The following is a 16433-nucleotide window of genomic DNA, read 5'->3' on the forward strand; positions in this document are numbered from 1 at the left end:
GATCACGGGTGGTGTGCATCTTTCATTGCTTGCGGCGCGGTGAGCTGGGCCCGGGGCGGCGGCGGGTTGTCCCGGGACGGGTGCACGTGCTCTCGTGGGCGCCGCCGTACCGACGGACCCCTGGGAGCGACCGGCATGAACCATCGATCATGGACCCGCCACGCACGGACCGTGGGGGTCGTCGCCGCCGCGGGCGCACTGGTCGCGGCCGTGCTGCCCGTGCTCGCCGCGTCGGCGGGGCAGACCCTCGCGCAGGTCGCCACTGCGCGCGGCTTCCACATCGGCACCGCGGCCGGGGTCAGAACCCTCGCGTCGAGCCAGTGGCGGCAGGTCGCGGACGCCCAGTTCAACTCGGTGACGATGGGCAACGAGGGCAAGTGGGACGCCACCGAGCCCACGCAGGGCCAGTTCGACTTCGCCGCCGCCGACGCCATCGCCGACTACGCCGCCGCGACCGGCAAACGGCTGCGCGGGCACACGCTCGTGTGGCACAGCCAACTGCCGTCGTGGGTGAGCACGGACCGCACCGCCGCCGCGCAACGGCAGGTGCTCATCGACCACGTGACCGGGGTCGCCGGGCACTTCGCCGGCGACGTCGCGCAGTGGGACGTGGTGAACGAGCCGTTCAACGAGGACGGGACGCTGCGCTCCTCGGTCTGGTACACCCGGCTCGGCGAGTCCTACATCGCCGACGCCCTCACCGCCGCCCGCGCCGCCGACCCGGCCGCGAAACTGTTCATCAACGACTACAACGTCGAGGGCGTCAACGCCAAGAGCACCGGCCTGTACAACCTCGTGCAGCGGCTGCAGGCGGCCGGCGTCCCGATCGACGGGGTCGGCCTGCAGGCGCACCTGATCGTCGGGCAGGTCCCGTCGACGCTGCGGCAGAACATCGAACGGTTCACCGCGCTCGGGCTGAAGGTCGAGATCACCGAGCTCGACGTGCGGATCCCGCTGCCCGCCGACACCGCCGAGCTGACCCAGCAGGCCTCCGACTACCGGGCGGTCGTCGGGGCGTGCGCCGCCGTCGCCGGCTGCACCGGCGTGACCACGTGGGGCGTCGGCGAGGTCGACTCGTGGATCCCCGCGTTCTTCCCCGGCTACGGCGCGGCCCTGCTGTTCGACGAGCAGTGGCGGGCCAGGCCCGCGTACACGGCAGTGGTCGAGGCGCTCGGCGGCACCGCGACCGTCCCGGCGCCGCCGCCGGTGCCGAGCCAGGTGAGCGTGGCGTCGTTCCCGTTCGAGAGCGGGCTGGCCGGCTGGGGCTCCCGCGGCAGCGAGGTCACGACGCAGGTGACGACGGTCGCGCACGGCGGCACCGGCAGCGTGCTGTCGTCCGGGCGGACCGCGACGTGGCAGGGCCCGACCCGGCCCGTGCTGGACCTCCTGGCGCCGGGGAAGCTCTACACGGTGAGCGCCTGGGCGCGCACGGCGTCCGGCACGGGCACCGCCCGGCTCAGCATGCAACGGCAGAACGGCACCGCGACCCGCTACGAGAACGTCAGCGCCAACACGGCGATCGGCACGTCGTGGACCCGGCTCAGCGGCGACTACCTGTTCCTGCCCGGCGCGACGGCGCTGTCGGTGTACCTGGAGACCACGGACACGACCGGCGACCTGTACCTGGACGACGTCACGATCGAGACCGAGGGCCCGCCGGTGTCGTCGTCCGCGTCGGCCTCGGCCTCGGCGTCCGTCTCCGTGTCGCCGTCCCGATCGCCGTCCGTGTCGCCGTCTGCGTCGCGCTCCGTGTCGCCGTCTGGGTCGCCGTCCGCGTCACCGTCGCAGGGTGGCCCGGCCGGGTGCGCGGTGCGGTACACCACCAACGACTGGGGCGGCGGGTTCGTCGGCGACGTCACGGTCACCAACACCGGCGCCGCCGTGAACGGCTGGACGTTGCGCTGGACGTTCGCCGGTGACCAGCGCGTCAACCAGGCGTGGGGAGCGACGGTCACCCAGACCGGCGCCGCGGTGAGCGCCACCAACGCCGCCTGGAACGGCACCGTCGCGACCGGCGCCGCGGTGAACTTCGGCTTCCTGGCCGGCTACACCGGCGGCAACGCCAGGCCGGCCGCCTTCACCTTCAACGGCACGGCCTGCACCGTCAGTTGAGGTGCGCGACGTAGACGGTGTTCGTCGACTGCCGGCGCTGCAGGGGATTGTCGAACGCGACGACCTCGGCGCGGGCACCGGCGAACACCTCGCCGAGCGTGGCGGTGAACGCGTCGTCCGGCGGGTCGTTGGACCACAGGCCGAACACCCCGCCGGGGCGCAGGTGCCCGGCGAGGCGGCGCAGCCCGGCGACGGTGTAGAAGCCGCCGTTGCCGGGGTGCAGCAGGTGCGAGGGGGAGTGGTCGATGTCGAGCAGCACCGCGTCGAAGCGGCGGCCCGGCGCGGCCGGGTCGTAGCCGTCGTCGCCGGCGGTGAGGGCGAAGAAGTCGCCGTGCACGAGCCGGCAGCGCGGGTCGTCCGTCAGCGCGCTCGACAGCGGCAGCAGGCCGCGCCGGTGCCAGCCGATGACCGCGTCCAGGTAGTCGACGACCAGCAGCGACTCGACCCGCGGGTCTTCGAGGGCGGCGTGGGCGGTGTAGCCGAGGCCGAGCCCGCCGACGACGACCTGGAGCGGACCGCCGGGCAGCGCGGCCAGTCCCAGCGTCGCGAGGGCGACCTCAGCGACGGTGAAGAGGCTGGACATGAGGTATTCGTCGCCGAGCTTCACCTCGTACACCTCGACCTCGAGGGACGGATCCCGCCGACGGCGGAGGCTGACCTCGCCGATCGGGGTCTGCTGCCAGTCGAGCTCTTCGAACCGCCGGGTCATCGGGGCACCGTATCGTGGCGCCGGGCGCCCGCGGGGAGGAGACTGGGAACATGAGTGAATTTCCGGTCAAGTTCGGTGGGTACGACCGGGCGCGGGTCGACGCCTTCATCGCGACCAACACGGCGGAACTGGAGTCCGGCGATCCTTCCCGGCGGGCCAAGGCACTCGCCGCGGCGAACGCCGTCAGCTTCCCTTCGGCCGCCTGGCGGGGCTACGACAAGGCGGCCGTCGACCACTACCTGCGCCGGATCGGCAAGGGCCGGCCGGACGACAGGATGTCTTCCTAACTACGCGACGCCCACCGGCTCGCGCTCCGGCGCCACCGCCGGCAGCGCGGTCCGGCGGTTGGGCAGCGCGAGGCGGAAGACCTTCGCCCATGCCGAGCCCACCTGCTTGGGCAACGGGCCGGTGGTGTAGCTCAACCCGTACCGCTGGAAGAGGTCCTGGATCTTCGGCGCGATCTCCTGGTACCGGTTGCTCGGCAGGTCCGGGAACAGATGGTGCTCGATCTGGTACGACAGGTTGCCGGTCATGATGTGCATGAGCCGGCCGCCGGAGATGTTGGCGGAGCCGAGCATCTGCCGCAGGTACCACTCGCCGCGGGTCTCACCCTCGATCGAGGTCCTCTCGAACGTCTCCACGCCCTTCGGGAAGTGCCCGCACATGATGACCGAGTGCGTCCACAGGTTGCGGACCAGGTTCGCGGTCGCGTTGGCCGCGATGGTGTGCAGGAACGACGGGCCCGACAGCAGCGGGTGCAGCACGTAGTCCTTCGCCACCTGGCGGCCGATCTTGCGCAGCACCTGCTTGACGCCTGCCTTGAACTGCGGGTTCTTCCGGCGCTTCTTCGTCGCGAGGTTCTTGCCGAGTTCCAGGTCGTAGGCGGCGATGCCGTATTCGAAGAAGCACGCGTTGACGAAGTTCCACAGCGGCTGGCCCAGGTGGATCGGGTGCCAGCGCTGGTCCTCGTCGACCCGCATGATGCCGTAGCCGAGGTCGTTGTCGCGCCCGATGACGTTGGTGTACGTGTGGTGCAGCTCGTTGTGCGAGTGCTTCCACTGCTCCGACGGCGAGGCGTTGTCCCACTCCCACGTCGTCGAGTGGATCTTCGGGTCACGCATCCAGTCCCACTGGCCGTGCATGACGTTGTGCCCGATCTCCATGTTCTCGAGGATCTTCGCCACCGACAGGCCCGCGGTCCCGACCAGCCACGCCGGCGGCAGGATCGAGAACAGCAGCACGCCCCGGCTGCCGAGCTCCAGCCAGCGCTGCACCTTGATGACCCGCCGGATGTAGGCCGCGTCGCGTTCACCGCGACTGCTGATGACCTCGTCGCGGATGGCGTCGAGCTCGCGGCCGATCGCCTCGATGTCCCCGGCGGTGAGATGGCCGACCGGGTTGACAGGCTTGCGCTGGAGTGTGGTCACTTTTCTGTTGGGCCCTTCTTAGATTTCGAGGCGGCACGGGCCGGCCGCGGCGGAGATGCACGTCTGCACCAGGACGTTGTCGCCCTCGGTGGCGGTGGTGAGGCGGCCGTCGCGCAGGTCGCGCACGGCACCCTCGCGCAGGGGGAGCACGCAGCTGAAGCAGATGCCCATCCGGCACCCGGACGGCATGAGCACGCCGGCGGCCTCCCCGGCCTCCAGCAGCGGCGTGCCGTCCGTGCTCTCGACGGCCTTGCCGGAGCGCAGGAACGTGACGGTGCCGCCGTCGCCGGCGGCTCCGGTGACGATCGCCGGGCGGAAGCGTTCGACGTGCAGCTGCCCGGCCTTGCCGAGGCCGGCCCAGTGCTCGGTGAGCTCGTCGAGCATCGCGTTGGGCCCGCAGGCCCAGGTGTGCCGCTCCGCGAGGTCCGGGACGTGCGTTTGCAGGTCTTGTGGGGTGAGGCGGCCGTCGGTGCGGGTGTGCCGTTCGACCACCTTCAGTGCCCCGTCGCGTTCCAGGGCGCGCAGTTCATCCCTGAAGAGGACGTCGTTTTCGGTGGGTGCGGAGTGTACGAGCACCGCGTCGCTGAGGCTTCGCGACCGCAGGATGCCCATCACCGGGGTGAGGCCGCTGCCCGCCGTCACGAACAGCACCTTCCCCGGGTCCTGTGCGGGCAGGGTGAAGTCGCCCGTGGCGCGCTCCAGGCCGAGGAGCATGCCAGGCCGTGCCTTCGCCAGGAGGTGCCGGCTGACCGCGCCGCCGTCGACCGCGGTGACCGTGACCGTGAGCAGCCCGTCGGGCCGGTGGGGTGCGCTGGTCAGCGAGTACGCCCGCCACAGGCGGACGCCGTCGACGTCGACGCCGAGCCGCAGGTACTGCCCGGGCTCGTGTCGCCGCCAGCCGCGTCCCGGCCGCAGGGTGAGGGTGACCGCCCGGTCGGTCTCCGGGTGGACCGCCACGACCTTGGCCCGCAGCACCTCGCGGTTGCGCAACGGCGCGACCACGTCGAGGTAGTCGGCCGGCACCAGCGGCGTCGTCAGGAGCTCGACGACCCGCCAGGCACCGGCGCGGAGGGCTTGGGTAGCGGCCATGAGTCCAGCATGATGGAGGTCTGAGCATAAAATCATGACCGGGACGCGTGAATCGAGGCGTGGTTCTTGTTCGTCGAAGACAAAACAAGCGCACTGGATGCCTTCCGGCTCCCGGCCGGCGCCGCCGAGTCGCTGCGCCACGCCCTGCCGGAGGTCGCCGGCCACGCCGTCGCCGCCATCGTCGCCGAGGTCCCAGCGTACGCCGGCGCCCTCACCGGCGAGATGGGCACCAAGATCGAAATGGCGGTCCGCGGCGCCCTCGGCGGCTTCCTCAACCTCGCGTCGCGCAAGGCCGGCCCCTCACCCCTCGCGGCGTCCCTCGAAGGTGCGTACGCGCTCGGCCGGGGCGAGGCCCGCTCCGGCCGCAGCCTCGACGCGCTCCTCGCCGCCTACCGGGTCGGTGCCCGGGTCGCCTGGCGGGAACTGGCCGCGGTCACCGTCGCCGCCGGGATGGCCGCCCCGGCCGTGGCCCGGTTCGCCGAGCTGGTCTTCGCCTACATCGACGAGCTGTCCGCGGCGAGCGTCACCGGCCACTTCGACGAGCTCGCGACCTCCGGCCGGGCCCGCCGCCGGGCGCTGGACCGGCTCGCACAGAGCCTCCTGGCGGGCGAGCCCGCCCAGACCGTCGCCGCGGCCGCGGCCGCCGCGGAGGCCGCCGACTGGACGCCGCCGCAGACGCTGACCGCCGTCCTGCTGCCCGACAGCGACATCCGGGCCGCCCGCCCCGTCGTCGACCTGCTCGACCGCCGGACCCTGCAGACCACGGTGGAGCACCTGCGGGACACGTCGGTGCTGCTCGTGCCCGACGCGCACGGCCCGGCCCGCGGCCACCTGCTGCGGCTGCTCGCCGGGCACGACGCGGTCACCGGCCCGCCGGTGCCGTGGTCCCTGGCCCGGCACTCCTTCGACCGGGCCGTGCGGGTGTCCCGGCTGTTCCCCGGCGCCGGCTCCCTGGACACGGAGGAGCACCTGGTCGCGCTGGTCGTCTCGGCCGACCCGCGGGCCCTGGCCGACCTGCGCGAACGGGCCTTGGCGCCGCTCGCCGCCGAGCGGGTCTCCACGGTCGGCAAGCTCGTGGAGACCCTGCGCAGCTGGCTGTTGCACCAGGGCCGCCGCGACGAGGTGGCGGCCGAACTGTTCGTCCACCCGCAAACGGTGCGGTACCGGGTCGCGCGGCTGCGCGAGCTGTACGGCGACCGCCTCCGCGACCCGAAGTGGGTGCTGCTGCTGACGGTCGCCCTCGGTGTCGGCGACAGCACGGAATGAAACGACGGCATCTGCGGAGAGCCAGGGGGTACTACAGTGGGTGATGGGACGGGATGTTGATTAGGTCGGTTGGAGTACCGTCCGGGTAAGAGGAGCGCCGCCACCGGGGGCCATCCGTGCTGCGGTTTCCGCCCTGACGTGGCGGGGTTGTTCGGCTGGTGTCGTTCAACGTTGTGGGTGTCAGCCGGTCAGGCCGACGTGTCGGATGGTTCGGCCGGTGTCGCTCAACGTTGGGGGTGCCAGCCGGTCAGGTAGGCGTCGATGGTGGCGCCGGTGGCCTGCTCGGTGGTCAGCTGGGGCCGGTCGGTGGTGACCGCCGCGCCGGGGCCCCGGTTGTGGAACTCGCCGTAGCGGGCGTCCCGCCACGACCAGGTGCCGAAGTCGGTCCACGGGGCCGCGCCGATGTGGGCGCCGATCGTCGAGTCGCGGATCACCGTCTGCGCGATCGCGTTCGGGTCGTTGCTCGGGTGCCAGGGCCGGCCGAGGAAGACGGTGCCGGCGGGGGCGTCGCTGGTCAGCTTGCTGCCGACGATGAGGAAGCCGAACGGGTTGGCGATCGAGGTGCTCGCCGCGGTCACGTAGCCGTTGTTGGTGGCCGACCCTCGGTTGAGTGAGCGGATCTCGCAGCGGTCGAAGACGGCGGTGGCGCGGCCGAAGATGAAGTCCACGTCGCCCTCGACGTAGCACTTGCGGAAGTAGACGCGGCTGACGGTGGCGGCGTCGGGGCTGTTGACGTACAGGGTGTCCTGGTTGCCGAGGAACCGCACGTTGTCGAAGACGAGCCGGTCGGCGCGGGTGAGCACGGCGACCGCCTGCTTCGAGGTGATCTCCGGGTGGGCGGCCTCGTCGAAGTCGTTGGCGAAGGTCAGGTTGCGGGCGGAGAAGTCGTCGCCGGAGATGGTGACCGAGGCGCTGCCCGAGGTGCCCCAGGTGCCGCCCTCGGGCTTCGGGGTGCCGTTGGCGCGGTTGTCGGTGATCACGACCTGGCCGGGGTCGGCGCCCTGGCCTCGCATGACGATGTGCGGCTTGTCCGCCGGGATGATCACCTGGCCCCGGTAGACGCCCGGCTTGAGCTTGATCGTGAACGGTCCCGGGTTGCCCGGGGGCACGGCGTCCACGGCGGCCTGGACGCTGGTGAAGTCGCCCGAGCCGTCGGTGGCGACGGTCACGGAGGGGCCCGGCCAGGCGGCGGCCGGGGTCGCGGGCAGCCCGGTCGTGGCGGCGGCCGCGCACAGCGCGGCGGCGGCGATGAGAGTGCGGCGGGAGCTCATCCATCGAGCTTTGCAAACCTTTGCAGCCGCGACAAGACTGCAACAGTTGCAGGAATGCGCTTTCATAAGGGTTTTCATGGCGGGGCCGGAGCGGTCCGTCAGTACAACTGCAGACCCGCCGGGAGGGGGGAAACATTCCCGGCGGGTCCTCGAAGCCGGAGAAGCCGGAGAAGCCGGAGAAGCCGGAGAAGCCGGAGCGCTACGGCAGCGTCACCCGCTGCGCGTTGGTGCCGTTGCAGTCCCAGATCTGCAGCTGGGTGCCGTCGGTGGTGCTGCCGGCGGGGTCGTCCAGGCAGCGGCCCGACTGCGGGTTGCGCAGCGCCTGGCTGGCGGCGACGTACGTCCACTGCTGCGCGCCCGTGCCGTTGCAGTCCCACAGCTGGACCTTGGTGGCGTTGGCGGTGCCGCTGGCGCTGACGTCGAGGCACTTGCCCAGCGCGCGGACCGTGCCGTCACCCGGCAGGGTCCACCGCTGCGCGGTGCTGCCGTTGCACGACCAGACCTGGACCTTGGTCCCGTTGGCGGTGCCGGCCGCGTTGACGTCGACGCACTTGCCCACGCCGATCAACGTGAGCGGGCCGCCGGTGCCGCCGCCCCCGCCGCTGATGAGGAAGCGGTTGTTGGCCGTGTTCCAGTGGGTGGCCAGGTAGGAGCCGGCCGGCGGGTTGGTGTTGAAGTAGTCGTTCTTGTTGCAGTCCAGGCGGTTGTCCTGGGCCTGGTCGGTGCAGACGATCCGGATCACCGTGCCCGGGCCGTCGTTGTAACACATGATGTCGTAGTCGTCGGTGCAGTGCCCGTACGCCGTGTGGTTCGGCGACGAGCTCATCACCGCACCCATGGCGTGGGTCAGCTCGTGCGCGGCGGGACCCGCCGACCAGCAGCCCGAGTCGACCCGGCTGAAGGACGCGCCGGAGTTGTTGGCGTTGTTCTGGCCCGGCTGGTCGTCGAGCGTCACGTACGCGACGCCGCACAGCGCCGTGGCGTCCACGTACATCAGGTACTTGCGGTCGGTGCGGTTGTAGCCGAGTGCCTTGATCGCGTTGACGGAGTTGCCGAAGTCGCTCAGCGCGCTGTTGGCGATCGCCACGTTCGACACCGCGATGTTGCAGCCGCTGTCGGTGACGAACCGGACGTGCCGGGTGCCGCCGGTCTGCGCGGCGGACGCGCTGTAGATGTCGTCGACCTGCGAGGACCAGGTGCGGATCGACGCCAGGTACTGGTTGTAGCGGTCGGCGTTGCCGGAGCCGCGCACGTACAGCACCTGGACCCGGTTGCCGCTGACGCCGTCGCCGTCGCAGACGACGCTGAGCGGGTTGACCGCGAGCCCGGTCAGCGGCGGCACGGACTTCGTCACGTCCAGGCCGGGGAACGGTGCGTCGGGGCCGTGGGTGCAGGCGCCGGGGACGGCCTTGACCTCCAGGAGGCCGGCGCAGCGGCCGGTGCCGGCCTTGAAGCCGCCGTAGAGCAGGCCCCGGGCGGGGTCGTCGGCGGGCAGCGAGGTGGATGGGACGGCGGCGGAGGACGGGGCGCTCAGGCCCGCCACGGCCAGCACGAGTGCGGCGGCGGCGAGCAGGATGCGGGGCGGATGGGGGATGGCACGTTTCATGGACACTCCCGGTGGCGGCCGGATGGTGACATCGTTGTCACCCTGTCCCGCCAGTGTCACCCCGACCATGACGCCGGTCAATGCGTTACATCGCTGGTAGGGGTTTCCCCACCGTTGAAGAGCAAGGTCCGCCGTGTGTTGCCCGCCGGCCGCCCCGACCAGGCTGAACGGCATGAGAAACGCGGTCGTCGAGGTGCTCGACGTGACGAAGACCTACCCGGGCGGCGGCGCCCGCGCCCTGGACGGGGTGTCGGTGGCGTTCACCGCCGGCTCGTTCTGCGCGGTGATGGGACCATCCGGCTCGGGCAAGTCGACCCTGCTGCACTGCGCGGCGGGCCTGGACCGGCCCGACACCGGACGGGTCGTCCTCGCCGGCGAGGAGATCGGCGCGCTGCGTGAGCCGCGGTTGACCCAGGTCCGCCGCCGGCGGGTCGGCTTCGTCTTCCAGAGCTACAACCTGATGGACTCGCTCTCCGTATGGCACAACGTGCTGTTGCCACAGCGGTTGGCAGGGGTACGGCCAGACCGTGGCTGGGCGAAGGACGTCATCCGCAGGGTCGGGCTCGCGGGCCGCGAAGACGACCGGCCCGCCCGGCTGTCCGGCGGCCAGCGCCAGCGGGTCGCCCTCGCCCGGGCCCTCGCCGGCCGTCCCGAGGTCATCTTCGCCGACGAGCCGACGGGCGCCCTGGACCTCGCCACCGGCCGGGAGGTGCTGCAGCTGCTGCGGGAGGCGGTCGACGGGCTCGGCGCCACGATCGTCATGGTGACCCACGACCCGGCCGCCGCGGCGTGGGCGGACCGGGTCGTCTTCCTCGCCGACGGCAAGGTCGCGGGCGAACTGGCCGCACCCACCGCGGACCTGGTCGCGGCGCGCATGACGGCGGTGAGCGCCCGATGATCCGCCTCGCCATCGGCACGCTGCGCCGGCACCGCGGCGCGTACGCGGGCACGTTCCTCGCCGCGGTGCTCGCCGTCGCCCTGCTGTCCGGCGGTGGGCTGCTGCTCGCGTCGGTCCTCACCGCGAAACCACCGGCGGACCGGTTCGCCGCCGCGGCGGTCGTCGTGTCCGGCGAGCGCGCCGTCACCGTCGAGACGGTCACCCACAAGAAGAAAAAGAACAAGGACAAGGTCAAGCGGAAGGTGAAGACGGAGCGGCTCACCGGGGCGGGCACGCTGCCCGCCGGCCTGGCCGACCGGCTCGCGGCACTGCCCGGGGTCGCCGCGGCGGTGCCGGACCTCGCGTTCCCCGTCGAGGTCACCGCGAAAGGCCGGGCGCTGCGCGGGGCCGACGGTGCCCCCGTCGTCGGTCACGGCTGGGCGTCGGCCGGGCTCACGCCGTACACCATGCGCAACGGCAACCCACCCGGACCCGGGGAGGCGGTCCTCGACGCCGACCTCGCCACCCGGGCCGGGCTGACCGCCGGCGCCGAGGTCACCGTCACCAGCCGCACCGGCGTGCGGACCCTGCGGATCTCCGGGATCGCCGCACCCGCCGGCCGCGACGGGCTGCCCGCGCAGGGGGCGCTGTTCGTCGCCGACGCCGAGGCCGCCGCGCTGTCCGGGCTGGACGGGCCGACCGCTGTCGGCATCCTCGCCGCGCCCGGCGCCGGCGATCTGCGCGCCGCCGTCGAACAGGCCGTCGCTGGACAAGCCGTCACCGGACAAGCCGTCACCGGCGGGAGCACCGTCATCGGGGCGGTCACCGTCCTGACCGGCGATGACCGGGTCCGCGCCGACCTGCCGGGCGCGCTGCCGGACTACATCGCCCCGATCTCGATCTTCGGGTTCCTCATCGGCATCACCGCGTTCGCCGCCGTGTTCGTGCTCACCGGCACCGTGACCCTCGGCGTCCGGCAGCGGCTGCGGGAACTCGCCCTGCTGCGGACCGCCGGCGCCACCCCGGGCCAGCTGCGCCGCCTGCTGAGCCTGGAGAGCCTGCTGCTGGCCGGGTGCGCGGCGATCCCCGGCGCGCCGCTCGGCATCGTCGCCGCCGAGGCCGTCGCGGCCCGGTTCCGCCGGCTCGGCGCCGTCCCGCCGCAGTTCACCGTCCAGATCAACCCGCTCGTCCTCATCGCCGCCGCGGCCGCCGGGCTGCTGGTCACCGCCGTCGCGGCCCGCATCGCCGGGCGCCGCGCGGCCCGCATCGCACCGACCCAGGCGCTCACCGAGACCGCCGGGGCACCCGCCGGCGGATGGTTCACCAGGGTCCTCGCGGCCGTCGTCGCGGCCGGCGGCGCCGTCGCCGTGCTCACGTTCGTGCCGCTCGGCGGGCCGTTCGGGATGGGCATGAGCTTCGTGTCCAGCGCGCTGCTGCTGTGCGCCGTCGCCGCGCTCGGCCCCCTGGCGGTGCGGCCCCTCACGGCCGTCGTGTCGCGGCTCCTCGGCGCCGGCCCGGTCGGCCGGCTCGCGGCGCAGGTCACCAGGGCCGAACCGCGCCGGGTCGCGGCCGTCGCCGTGCCGCTCGTGCTGATGTTCGCGATCAACGCCACGATGCTGCTCAACAGCCGGATGCTCACCGGCATCACGGCCGGCGAGCAGGCCGCCCGGACCGCATCCGCGACGGCCCAGGTGACCGCGCCGCAGGGGCTCGCCCTCGGCACGGCGGAGGCCGTCATGGCGGTGCCGGGGGTCACCGGCGCGGCGGCGACCGTGCCGACCCGGATCGTGGTCGTGGCCGGCGGCAAGCCCGAGGACCACGTCGCGCAGGGGCTGCTCACCACGGGGACGCAGGCCGCGCTCGACCTCGGGTTCACCGCCGGCGGCTTCTCCGACGGCGCGTTCGCGGCCAGCCGGTACCTGGCCGGCCTGTATGGCTGGACCGTCGGGCAGGACGTCGAGCTCCGGCTCGCCGACGGTCATCGCGTGCGGCTGCGGCTCACCGGCGTCTACGAACGGTCCCGCGGGTTCGGCGACGCGGTCCTGCCCGCCGCCCTCGTCGCCGCCCACGACCCGCGCGGACTGGTGCGCGGCATCAGCGTCCGCTACGACCCCGGCACCGCCGAACGGATCCGGGCCGCCGTGCCGGGCGTGGTCGTGACCCCGTCGAGCGCCACCGAGGCCGCCGGCGACGCGCAGGAGCAGCAGGGCGCCTGGGAGCTCATGGTCGTGGTGACGCTCGGGTTCACCGCGATCGCGATCCTCAACACGTTCGCCATCGCCACCACCGGCCGGCGCCGCGAGTTCGCCGACCTCCGGCTCGCCGGCGCCACCACCGGGCAGCTGCACCGGCTGGCGGCGCGCGAGGCGCTCATCGTCGTCACCGCCGGGCTGGCCCTCGGGGCGCTCATCACCGGGGTCGTCGTCGGCGCGTTCAGCGTCGCGCAGGACGGCGTGTTCCGGGTGGTCGTCGACCCGGCGACGTACGCGACCATGGCCGCCGGTGTCGCCGCGCTCGGCCTGCTCGCCGGTGTCCTCCCGGCCCGGGTGCTGCTGCGCCGCCGGGCCCTGCCCGCCCTCGCCGACGACCAGTGAGCACGGCGGTCGCCGGCCTTTCATGGCCGGCGACCCGGCCGTCGCCGGGTCGATCACGCGCGTGGGACCAGAAGGAAGACCGGGGGTGATCTTGATGGTTCGTGGCGCCGGTAGCATCCAGCAGGTGCTGCGAGCGACCCTGCGGGCCCTGGCCTACCTGCTCACCGGCCTCGTCGCCGGGGTCGCCGGGCTGCTGTGGAGCCTCGCCGCCACCGCCGTCGTCGCCGTCCTGTCCGTCACCCAGCTCGGCGGCCCCACGTTCCTCGCCGCGAGCTGGGTCACCCGGCGCCTCGCCGGCCTCGAGCGGCACCGGGCCGGCTGGCAGCTCGGCGCCCCCATCGAAACGCCGTACGTCCCGATCACCGGCGACACCATCCGGCGCCGCGTCACCGCCGTCGCCGCTCAACCTGCCACCTGGCGCGACCTCGCCTGGCTCGTCGTCCTGTTCCCGATCGGGCTCGCCGCCGGCATCGCCGGCACCGTCGTCACCGCGGTGACCGCGGGCGCCGCCATCGCCCCGCTCTGGCTGTGGGCGGTGCCGAACCCACGGGCACCGTTCCCCGCCGACCCGCTCATGACCACCACCGCCGGCCGGCTCGCCCTCGTCCCCATCGGGCTGCTCCTCCTCCCCGCCGCCGCCTGGCTCGTCCGCCGGCTCGCCCAGCTCCAGGCAGGCACCGCCGGAGCGCTCCTCGCACCAGGCACCCACCGGCGCCTCGTCGACGAGACCACCCGCCTCACCGAAACCCGCCGGCGCGTCGTGGACGCCCAGGCCGCGGAACTCCGCCGGATCGAACGTGATCTCCACGACGGCGCCCAGGCCCGGATCGTCGCCGCCGGCATGACCCTCGCACTCGCCTCCCGCAAACTCCGCGGCGGCGACACCGCCGGCGCCGCGGCCGCGGACGTCGAGCTCGCGCGGCGGCAGCTCGACGACGCCCTCGCCGAGCTGCGCCGCCTCGTCCGCGGTATCCACCCGCCGATCCTCGGCGACCGGGGCCTGCACGCCGCCCTCGCCGCCCTCGCGGGCGACAGCCCGCTCACCGTCGCCGTCCACGGCGACCCCACCGCCCGGTACCCGGCCGCCGTCGAGTCCGCCGCGTACTTCGTCGTCGCCGAAGGACTCACCAACGCCGCCAAACACGCCGGCGCCACCGCCTGCGTCGTGACCACGGCAACCAGCGGCACCACCGTGACCGTGACCGTCACCGACGACGGCCGCGGCGGCGCCGACCCGGCCGGATCCGGCCTCGACGGCCTCCGCCGCCGCGTCGAGGCCCTCGACGGCGCCCTCACCGTCACCAGCCCACCCGGCGGCCCCACCGTCCTGCGAGCGGAGTTCCCATGCGCATCGTGATCGCCGAAGACCTGCTGCTGCTCCGCGAAGGCATGGTCCGGCTCCTCACCGACACCGGGCACACCGTCGTCGCCGCGGTCGACACCGCCCCGGCGCTGCTGGACGCCGCCGCCGAACACCGGCCCGACCTGTGCGTCGTGGACGTCCGGCTGCCCCCGGGCTTCCGCGACGAAGGTCTCCGCGCGGCCCTGCGGCTGCGTGCCGGTGACCCGGCGGCGAAGGTGCTGATCGTCTCCCAGTACGTCGAACGCGCGTACGCCGCCGAACTGCTCGCCGACGGCAGAGGCGGCGTCGGCTACCTGCTCAAGGACCGGGTCACCGCCCTCGACGACTTCCTCGACGCCGTCGAACGGGTCGCCGCCGGCGGCACCGCCATGGACCCCGAGGTCGTCCGGCAGCTGTTCGCCCGCGGCAGCCGCAACCACGGCATCGACGGGCTCACCCCACGTGAACGCGAGGTCCTCGGGCTGATGGCACAGGGACTGTCGAACTCCGCGATCTGCGCGACCCTCGTCCTCGCGCCGGTGTCGGTGGAGAAACACATCACCAGCATCTTCGGCAAACTCGACCTGCCGCCCGCCGACGACGCCAACCGGCGGGTCCGGGCCGTGCTCACCTACCTCAACGAGAGCTGACGGGCTGCAGCCGCACGTCGCTGTCCTCGACCGACGCGACCCGGCCCTTGCCGGCGGTCTTCGCCGCGTACATCGCGGTGTCGGCGTCGTGCAGCAGCTCGTCGATCTTCGCGTGGCCGTGCCAGCCGGCGACGCCGATGCTGGCCCGCGGGGTCAGCTCGGTCCCGGCGAACAGCAGCGGCGCCTGGATCGCGGTGAGCAGGCGGCCCGCGACGACGACGGCGTCCTCGGCGGAGTCCATGCCGTCCAGGACGACCGCGAACTCGTCACCGCCGAGCCGGGCGGCGGTGTCGGCGCCGCGGATGCCGTCGCGGAGCCGCTGGGCGACGGCGACGAGGAGCTGGTCGCCGGCGGCGTGGCCGTGGGTGTCGTTGACCTGTTTGAACCCGTCGAGGTCGATGAGCAGGACCGCGACGGGGCTGCCGCGGCGGGCGCGGGCCAGGGCGTGCTGCAGGTGCTCGCGCAGCAGCGACCGGTTCGCCAGGCCCGTGAGGTTGTCGTGGAACGCCTGGTAGTGCAGGTCGGCGGCGTGCTCGGCGTTGACCAGGCCGAGGGACGTCTGCGCGGCCAGGGTCTCCAGCGACGGGCCCACCTCGGCCGGGACCACGCCCGAGGCGACGCCGGCGAGCAGGTCACCGAAGTGCTGCTTGTCCGAGCGCAACGGCATGACGGTGCCGGCGGCGGCCGGGACGGGACCGGCGAGCAGTTCGACCGGCACCGGCCCGGCGGCGGTGCCGACGAGGCCGTCGGCGACGGTGGCGGCCCAGCCGCCGGGAAGGCCGTCCAGCAGGTCCACCGCCGCTTCGGCGCAGTGCCGCAGGATCGTCTCCCGGTCGGCGGTGGTGGCGAGGGACGACCCGAGCCGGGCGAACACCCGCTCCCGGGCGGCGGCCCGCTCCTGGCGGCGGGTCGACTCCGCGACCGCCGCCGTGAACAGCGCGAGGGGCGGGACCCCCGGCGCCTGCCCGAGGAACTGCCCGACCGCCTCCGGCTCGGTCAGCGCGACCGCGCCGACCGACGCGGCGAACACCAGGACCGCGAACGCGACGACGTGCCGCCAGGTGCCGTACAGCCCGCGGAAGGACATGAACACGAACAGCAGGCCCAGCGTCGCGACCCAGCTGTGCATGCCGAGCCCGATCGCGAGCATCGCCAGGGCCTCGACCGGGATCATCCAGGCGGGGAACGTGCCCTTGCGGTACTGCCGGATCCACCACGCGGCGAGCGCGAGCGCGGCCACGGCGGCCGGCAGCCGGGAGGCCGGCGACACGTCGGTGCGGCTCAGGACCCGGGGCAGGACGGTGATGAGGTTGAACACCCCGAAGATCACGAACAGCCAGCGGATACGGCCGCCGAGCGGCTTCGGCGGCGCAAGGCGCCGGACCGCGCGGAGCAGGATCATGCCCCGTACATCGGCAAATCCGGCGTCGACGTGAGCAGTGACGGAGCGCTACCCTGTCCGCACGCGATACCGCTCAGCTCGGCACCAC

13 protein-coding genes are annotated in these 16433 nt (G+C 73.3%); 7 read left to right on the forward strand and 6 right to left on the reverse strand.

The window, feature by feature from the left end; translation table 11 throughout:
* Window positions 1-135: 135 nt before the first annotated feature.
* Window positions 136-2112, forward strand: a complete 1977-nt coding sequence (locus ACFPIJ_RS59600; RefSeq protein WP_380128446.1) for an endo-1,4-beta-xylanase — start codon at window positions 136-138, stop codon at window positions 2110-2112.
* Here ACFPIJ_RS59600 and ACFPIJ_RS59605 read toward each other — a convergent pair.
* Window positions 2105-2821 (reverse strand): polyamine aminopropyltransferase, encoded by a 717-nt coding sequence (locus ACFPIJ_RS59605; protein WP_380128447.1) that lies wholly within the window; start codon window positions 2819-2821, stop codon window positions 2105-2107. The two genes, ACFPIJ_RS59600 and ACFPIJ_RS59605, sit on opposite strands and share 8 nt — an antisense overlap.
* Before the next feature lie 50 nt (window positions 2822-2871).
* Between ACFPIJ_RS59605 and ACFPIJ_RS59610 the strand changes: the two genes are divergently transcribed.
* Window positions 2872-3108 (forward strand): DivIVA domain-containing protein, encoded by a 237-nt coding sequence (locus tag ACFPIJ_RS59610; protein WP_380128449.1) that lies wholly within the window; start codon window positions 2872-2874, stop codon window positions 3106-3108.
* Here ACFPIJ_RS59610 and ACFPIJ_RS59615 read toward each other — a convergent pair whose 3' ends face one another.
* Both ACFPIJ_RS59615 and ACFPIJ_RS59620 read right to left on the reverse strand, forming a co-directional pair.
* On the reverse strand, window positions 3109-4248 hold the full coding sequence (locus ACFPIJ_RS59615; protein ID WP_380128450.1) for a fatty acid desaturase family protein: 1140 nt from the start codon (window positions 4246-4248) through the stop codon (window positions 3109-3111).
* Between the two features lie 18 nt (window positions 4249-4266).
* A complete protein-coding gene (locus ACFPIJ_RS59620) occupies window positions 4267-5337 on the reverse strand; it encodes a ferredoxin reductase (RefSeq protein ID WP_380128451.1) in 1071 nt (356 codons plus the stop codon).
* A gap of 66 nt (window positions 5338-5403) precedes the next feature.
* On the opposite strand from ACFPIJ_RS59620, the gene ACFPIJ_RS59625 reads away from it, so the two are divergent.
* Window positions 5404-6603, forward strand: a complete 1200-nt coding sequence (locus ACFPIJ_RS59625) for a PucR family transcriptional regulator (RefSeq protein WP_380128452.1) — start codon at window positions 5404-5406, stop codon at window positions 6601-6603.
* Window positions 6604-6827: 224 nt separating this feature from the next.
* On the opposite strand, the gene ACFPIJ_RS59630 is transcribed toward ACFPIJ_RS59625, so the two are convergent.
* Together ACFPIJ_RS59630 and ACFPIJ_RS59635 are read right to left on the reverse strand one after the other, a co-directional pair.
* The gene (locus ACFPIJ_RS59630) at window positions 6828-7874 is read right to left on the reverse strand and encodes a pectinesterase family protein (protein ID WP_380128453.1); all 1047 of its coding nucleotides are present in this window, start codon (window positions 7872-7874) and stop codon (window positions 6828-6830) included.
* 199 nt (window positions 7875-8073) lie between these two features.
* Entirely contained in the window at window positions 8074-9480 is a 1407-nt protein-coding gene (locus ACFPIJ_RS59635) for a ricin-type beta-trefoil lectin domain protein (protein WP_380128454.1), read from the reverse strand.
* Between the two features lie 172 nt (window positions 9481-9652).
* Between ACFPIJ_RS59635 and ACFPIJ_RS59640 the strand changes: the two genes are divergently transcribed.
* From ACFPIJ_RS59640 to ACFPIJ_RS59655, 4 genes are all read left to right on the forward strand, one after another.
* Window positions 9653-10378, forward strand: coding sequence for an ABC transporter ATP-binding protein (locus tag ACFPIJ_RS59640; protein ID WP_380128455.1), 726 nt, complete (start codon window positions 9653-9655; stop codon window positions 10376-10378).
* A complete protein-coding gene (locus tag ACFPIJ_RS59645) occupies window positions 10375-12951 on the forward strand; it encodes an ABC transporter permease (protein ID WP_380128456.1) in 2577 nt (858 codons plus the stop codon). Before ACFPIJ_RS59640 ends, ACFPIJ_RS59645 begins: the two co-directional genes overlap by 4 nt.
* A gap of 124 nt (window positions 12952-13075) precedes the next feature.
* Entirely contained in the window at window positions 13076-14308 is a 1233-nt protein-coding gene (locus ACFPIJ_RS59650) for a sensor histidine kinase (RefSeq protein WP_380128457.1), read from the forward strand.
* Window positions 14296-14943, forward strand: coding sequence for a response regulator transcription factor (locus tag ACFPIJ_RS59655; protein WP_380128458.1), 648 nt, complete (start codon window positions 14296-14298; stop codon window positions 14941-14943). The genes ACFPIJ_RS59650 and ACFPIJ_RS59655 overlap by 13 nt, the downstream gene beginning before the upstream one ends.
* Here ACFPIJ_RS59655 and ACFPIJ_RS59660 read toward each other — a convergent pair.
* Window positions 14930-16345, reverse strand: coding sequence for a diguanylate cyclase domain-containing protein (locus ACFPIJ_RS59660; protein ID WP_380128459.1), 1416 nt, complete (start codon window positions 16343-16345; stop codon window positions 14930-14932). The two genes, ACFPIJ_RS59655 and ACFPIJ_RS59660, sit on opposite strands and share 14 nt — an antisense overlap.
* Between the last annotated feature and the right edge of the window lie 88 nt (window positions 16346-16433).

It is taken from the genome of Dactylosporangium cerinum (genome assembly GCF_042653625.1).
GTDB classification, from domain to species: Bacteria; Actinomycetota; Actinomycetes; order Mycobacteriales; family Micromonosporaceae; genus Dactylosporangium; species Dactylosporangium cerinum.

Coding starts and splice junctions, on each gene's coding strand:
- ACFPIJ_RS59600 (WP_380128446.1), top strand. CDS start 136: ATGAACCATCGATCATGGACCCGCCACGCACGGACCGTGGGGGTCGTC.
- ACFPIJ_RS59605 (WP_380128447.1), bottom strand. CDS start 2,821: ATGACCCGGCGGTTCGAAGAGCTCGACTGGCAGCAGACCCCGATCGGC.
- ACFPIJ_RS59610 (WP_380128449.1), top strand. CDS start 2,872: ATGAGTGAATTTCCGGTCAAGTTCGGTGGGTACGACCGGGCGCGGGTC.
- ACFPIJ_RS59620 (WP_380128451.1), bottom strand. CDS start 5,337: ATGGCCGCTACCCAAGCCCTCCGCGCCGGTGCCTGGCGGGTCGTCGAG.
- ACFPIJ_RS59630 (WP_380128453.1), bottom strand. CDS start 7,874: ATGAGCTCCCGCCGCACTCTCATCGCCGCCGCCGCGCTGTGCGCGGCC.
- ACFPIJ_RS59635 (WP_380128454.1), bottom strand. CDS start 9,480: ATGAAACGTGCCATCCCCCATCCGCCCCGCATCCTGCTCGCCGCCGCC.
- ACFPIJ_RS59640 (WP_380128455.1), top strand. CDS start 9,653: ATGAGAAACGCGGTCGTCGAGGTGCTCGACGTGACGAAGACCTACCCG.
- ACFPIJ_RS59645 (WP_380128456.1), top strand. CDS start 10,375: ATGATCCGCCTCGCCATCGGCACGCTGCGCCGGCACCGCGGCGCGTAC.
- ACFPIJ_RS59655 (WP_380128458.1), top strand. CDS start 14,296: ATGCGCATCGTGATCGCCGAAGACCTGCTGCTGCTCCGCGAAGGCATG.
- ACFPIJ_RS59660 (WP_380128459.1), bottom strand. CDS start 16,345: ATGATCCTGCTCCGCGCGGTCCGGCGCCTTGCGCCGCCGAAGCCGCTC.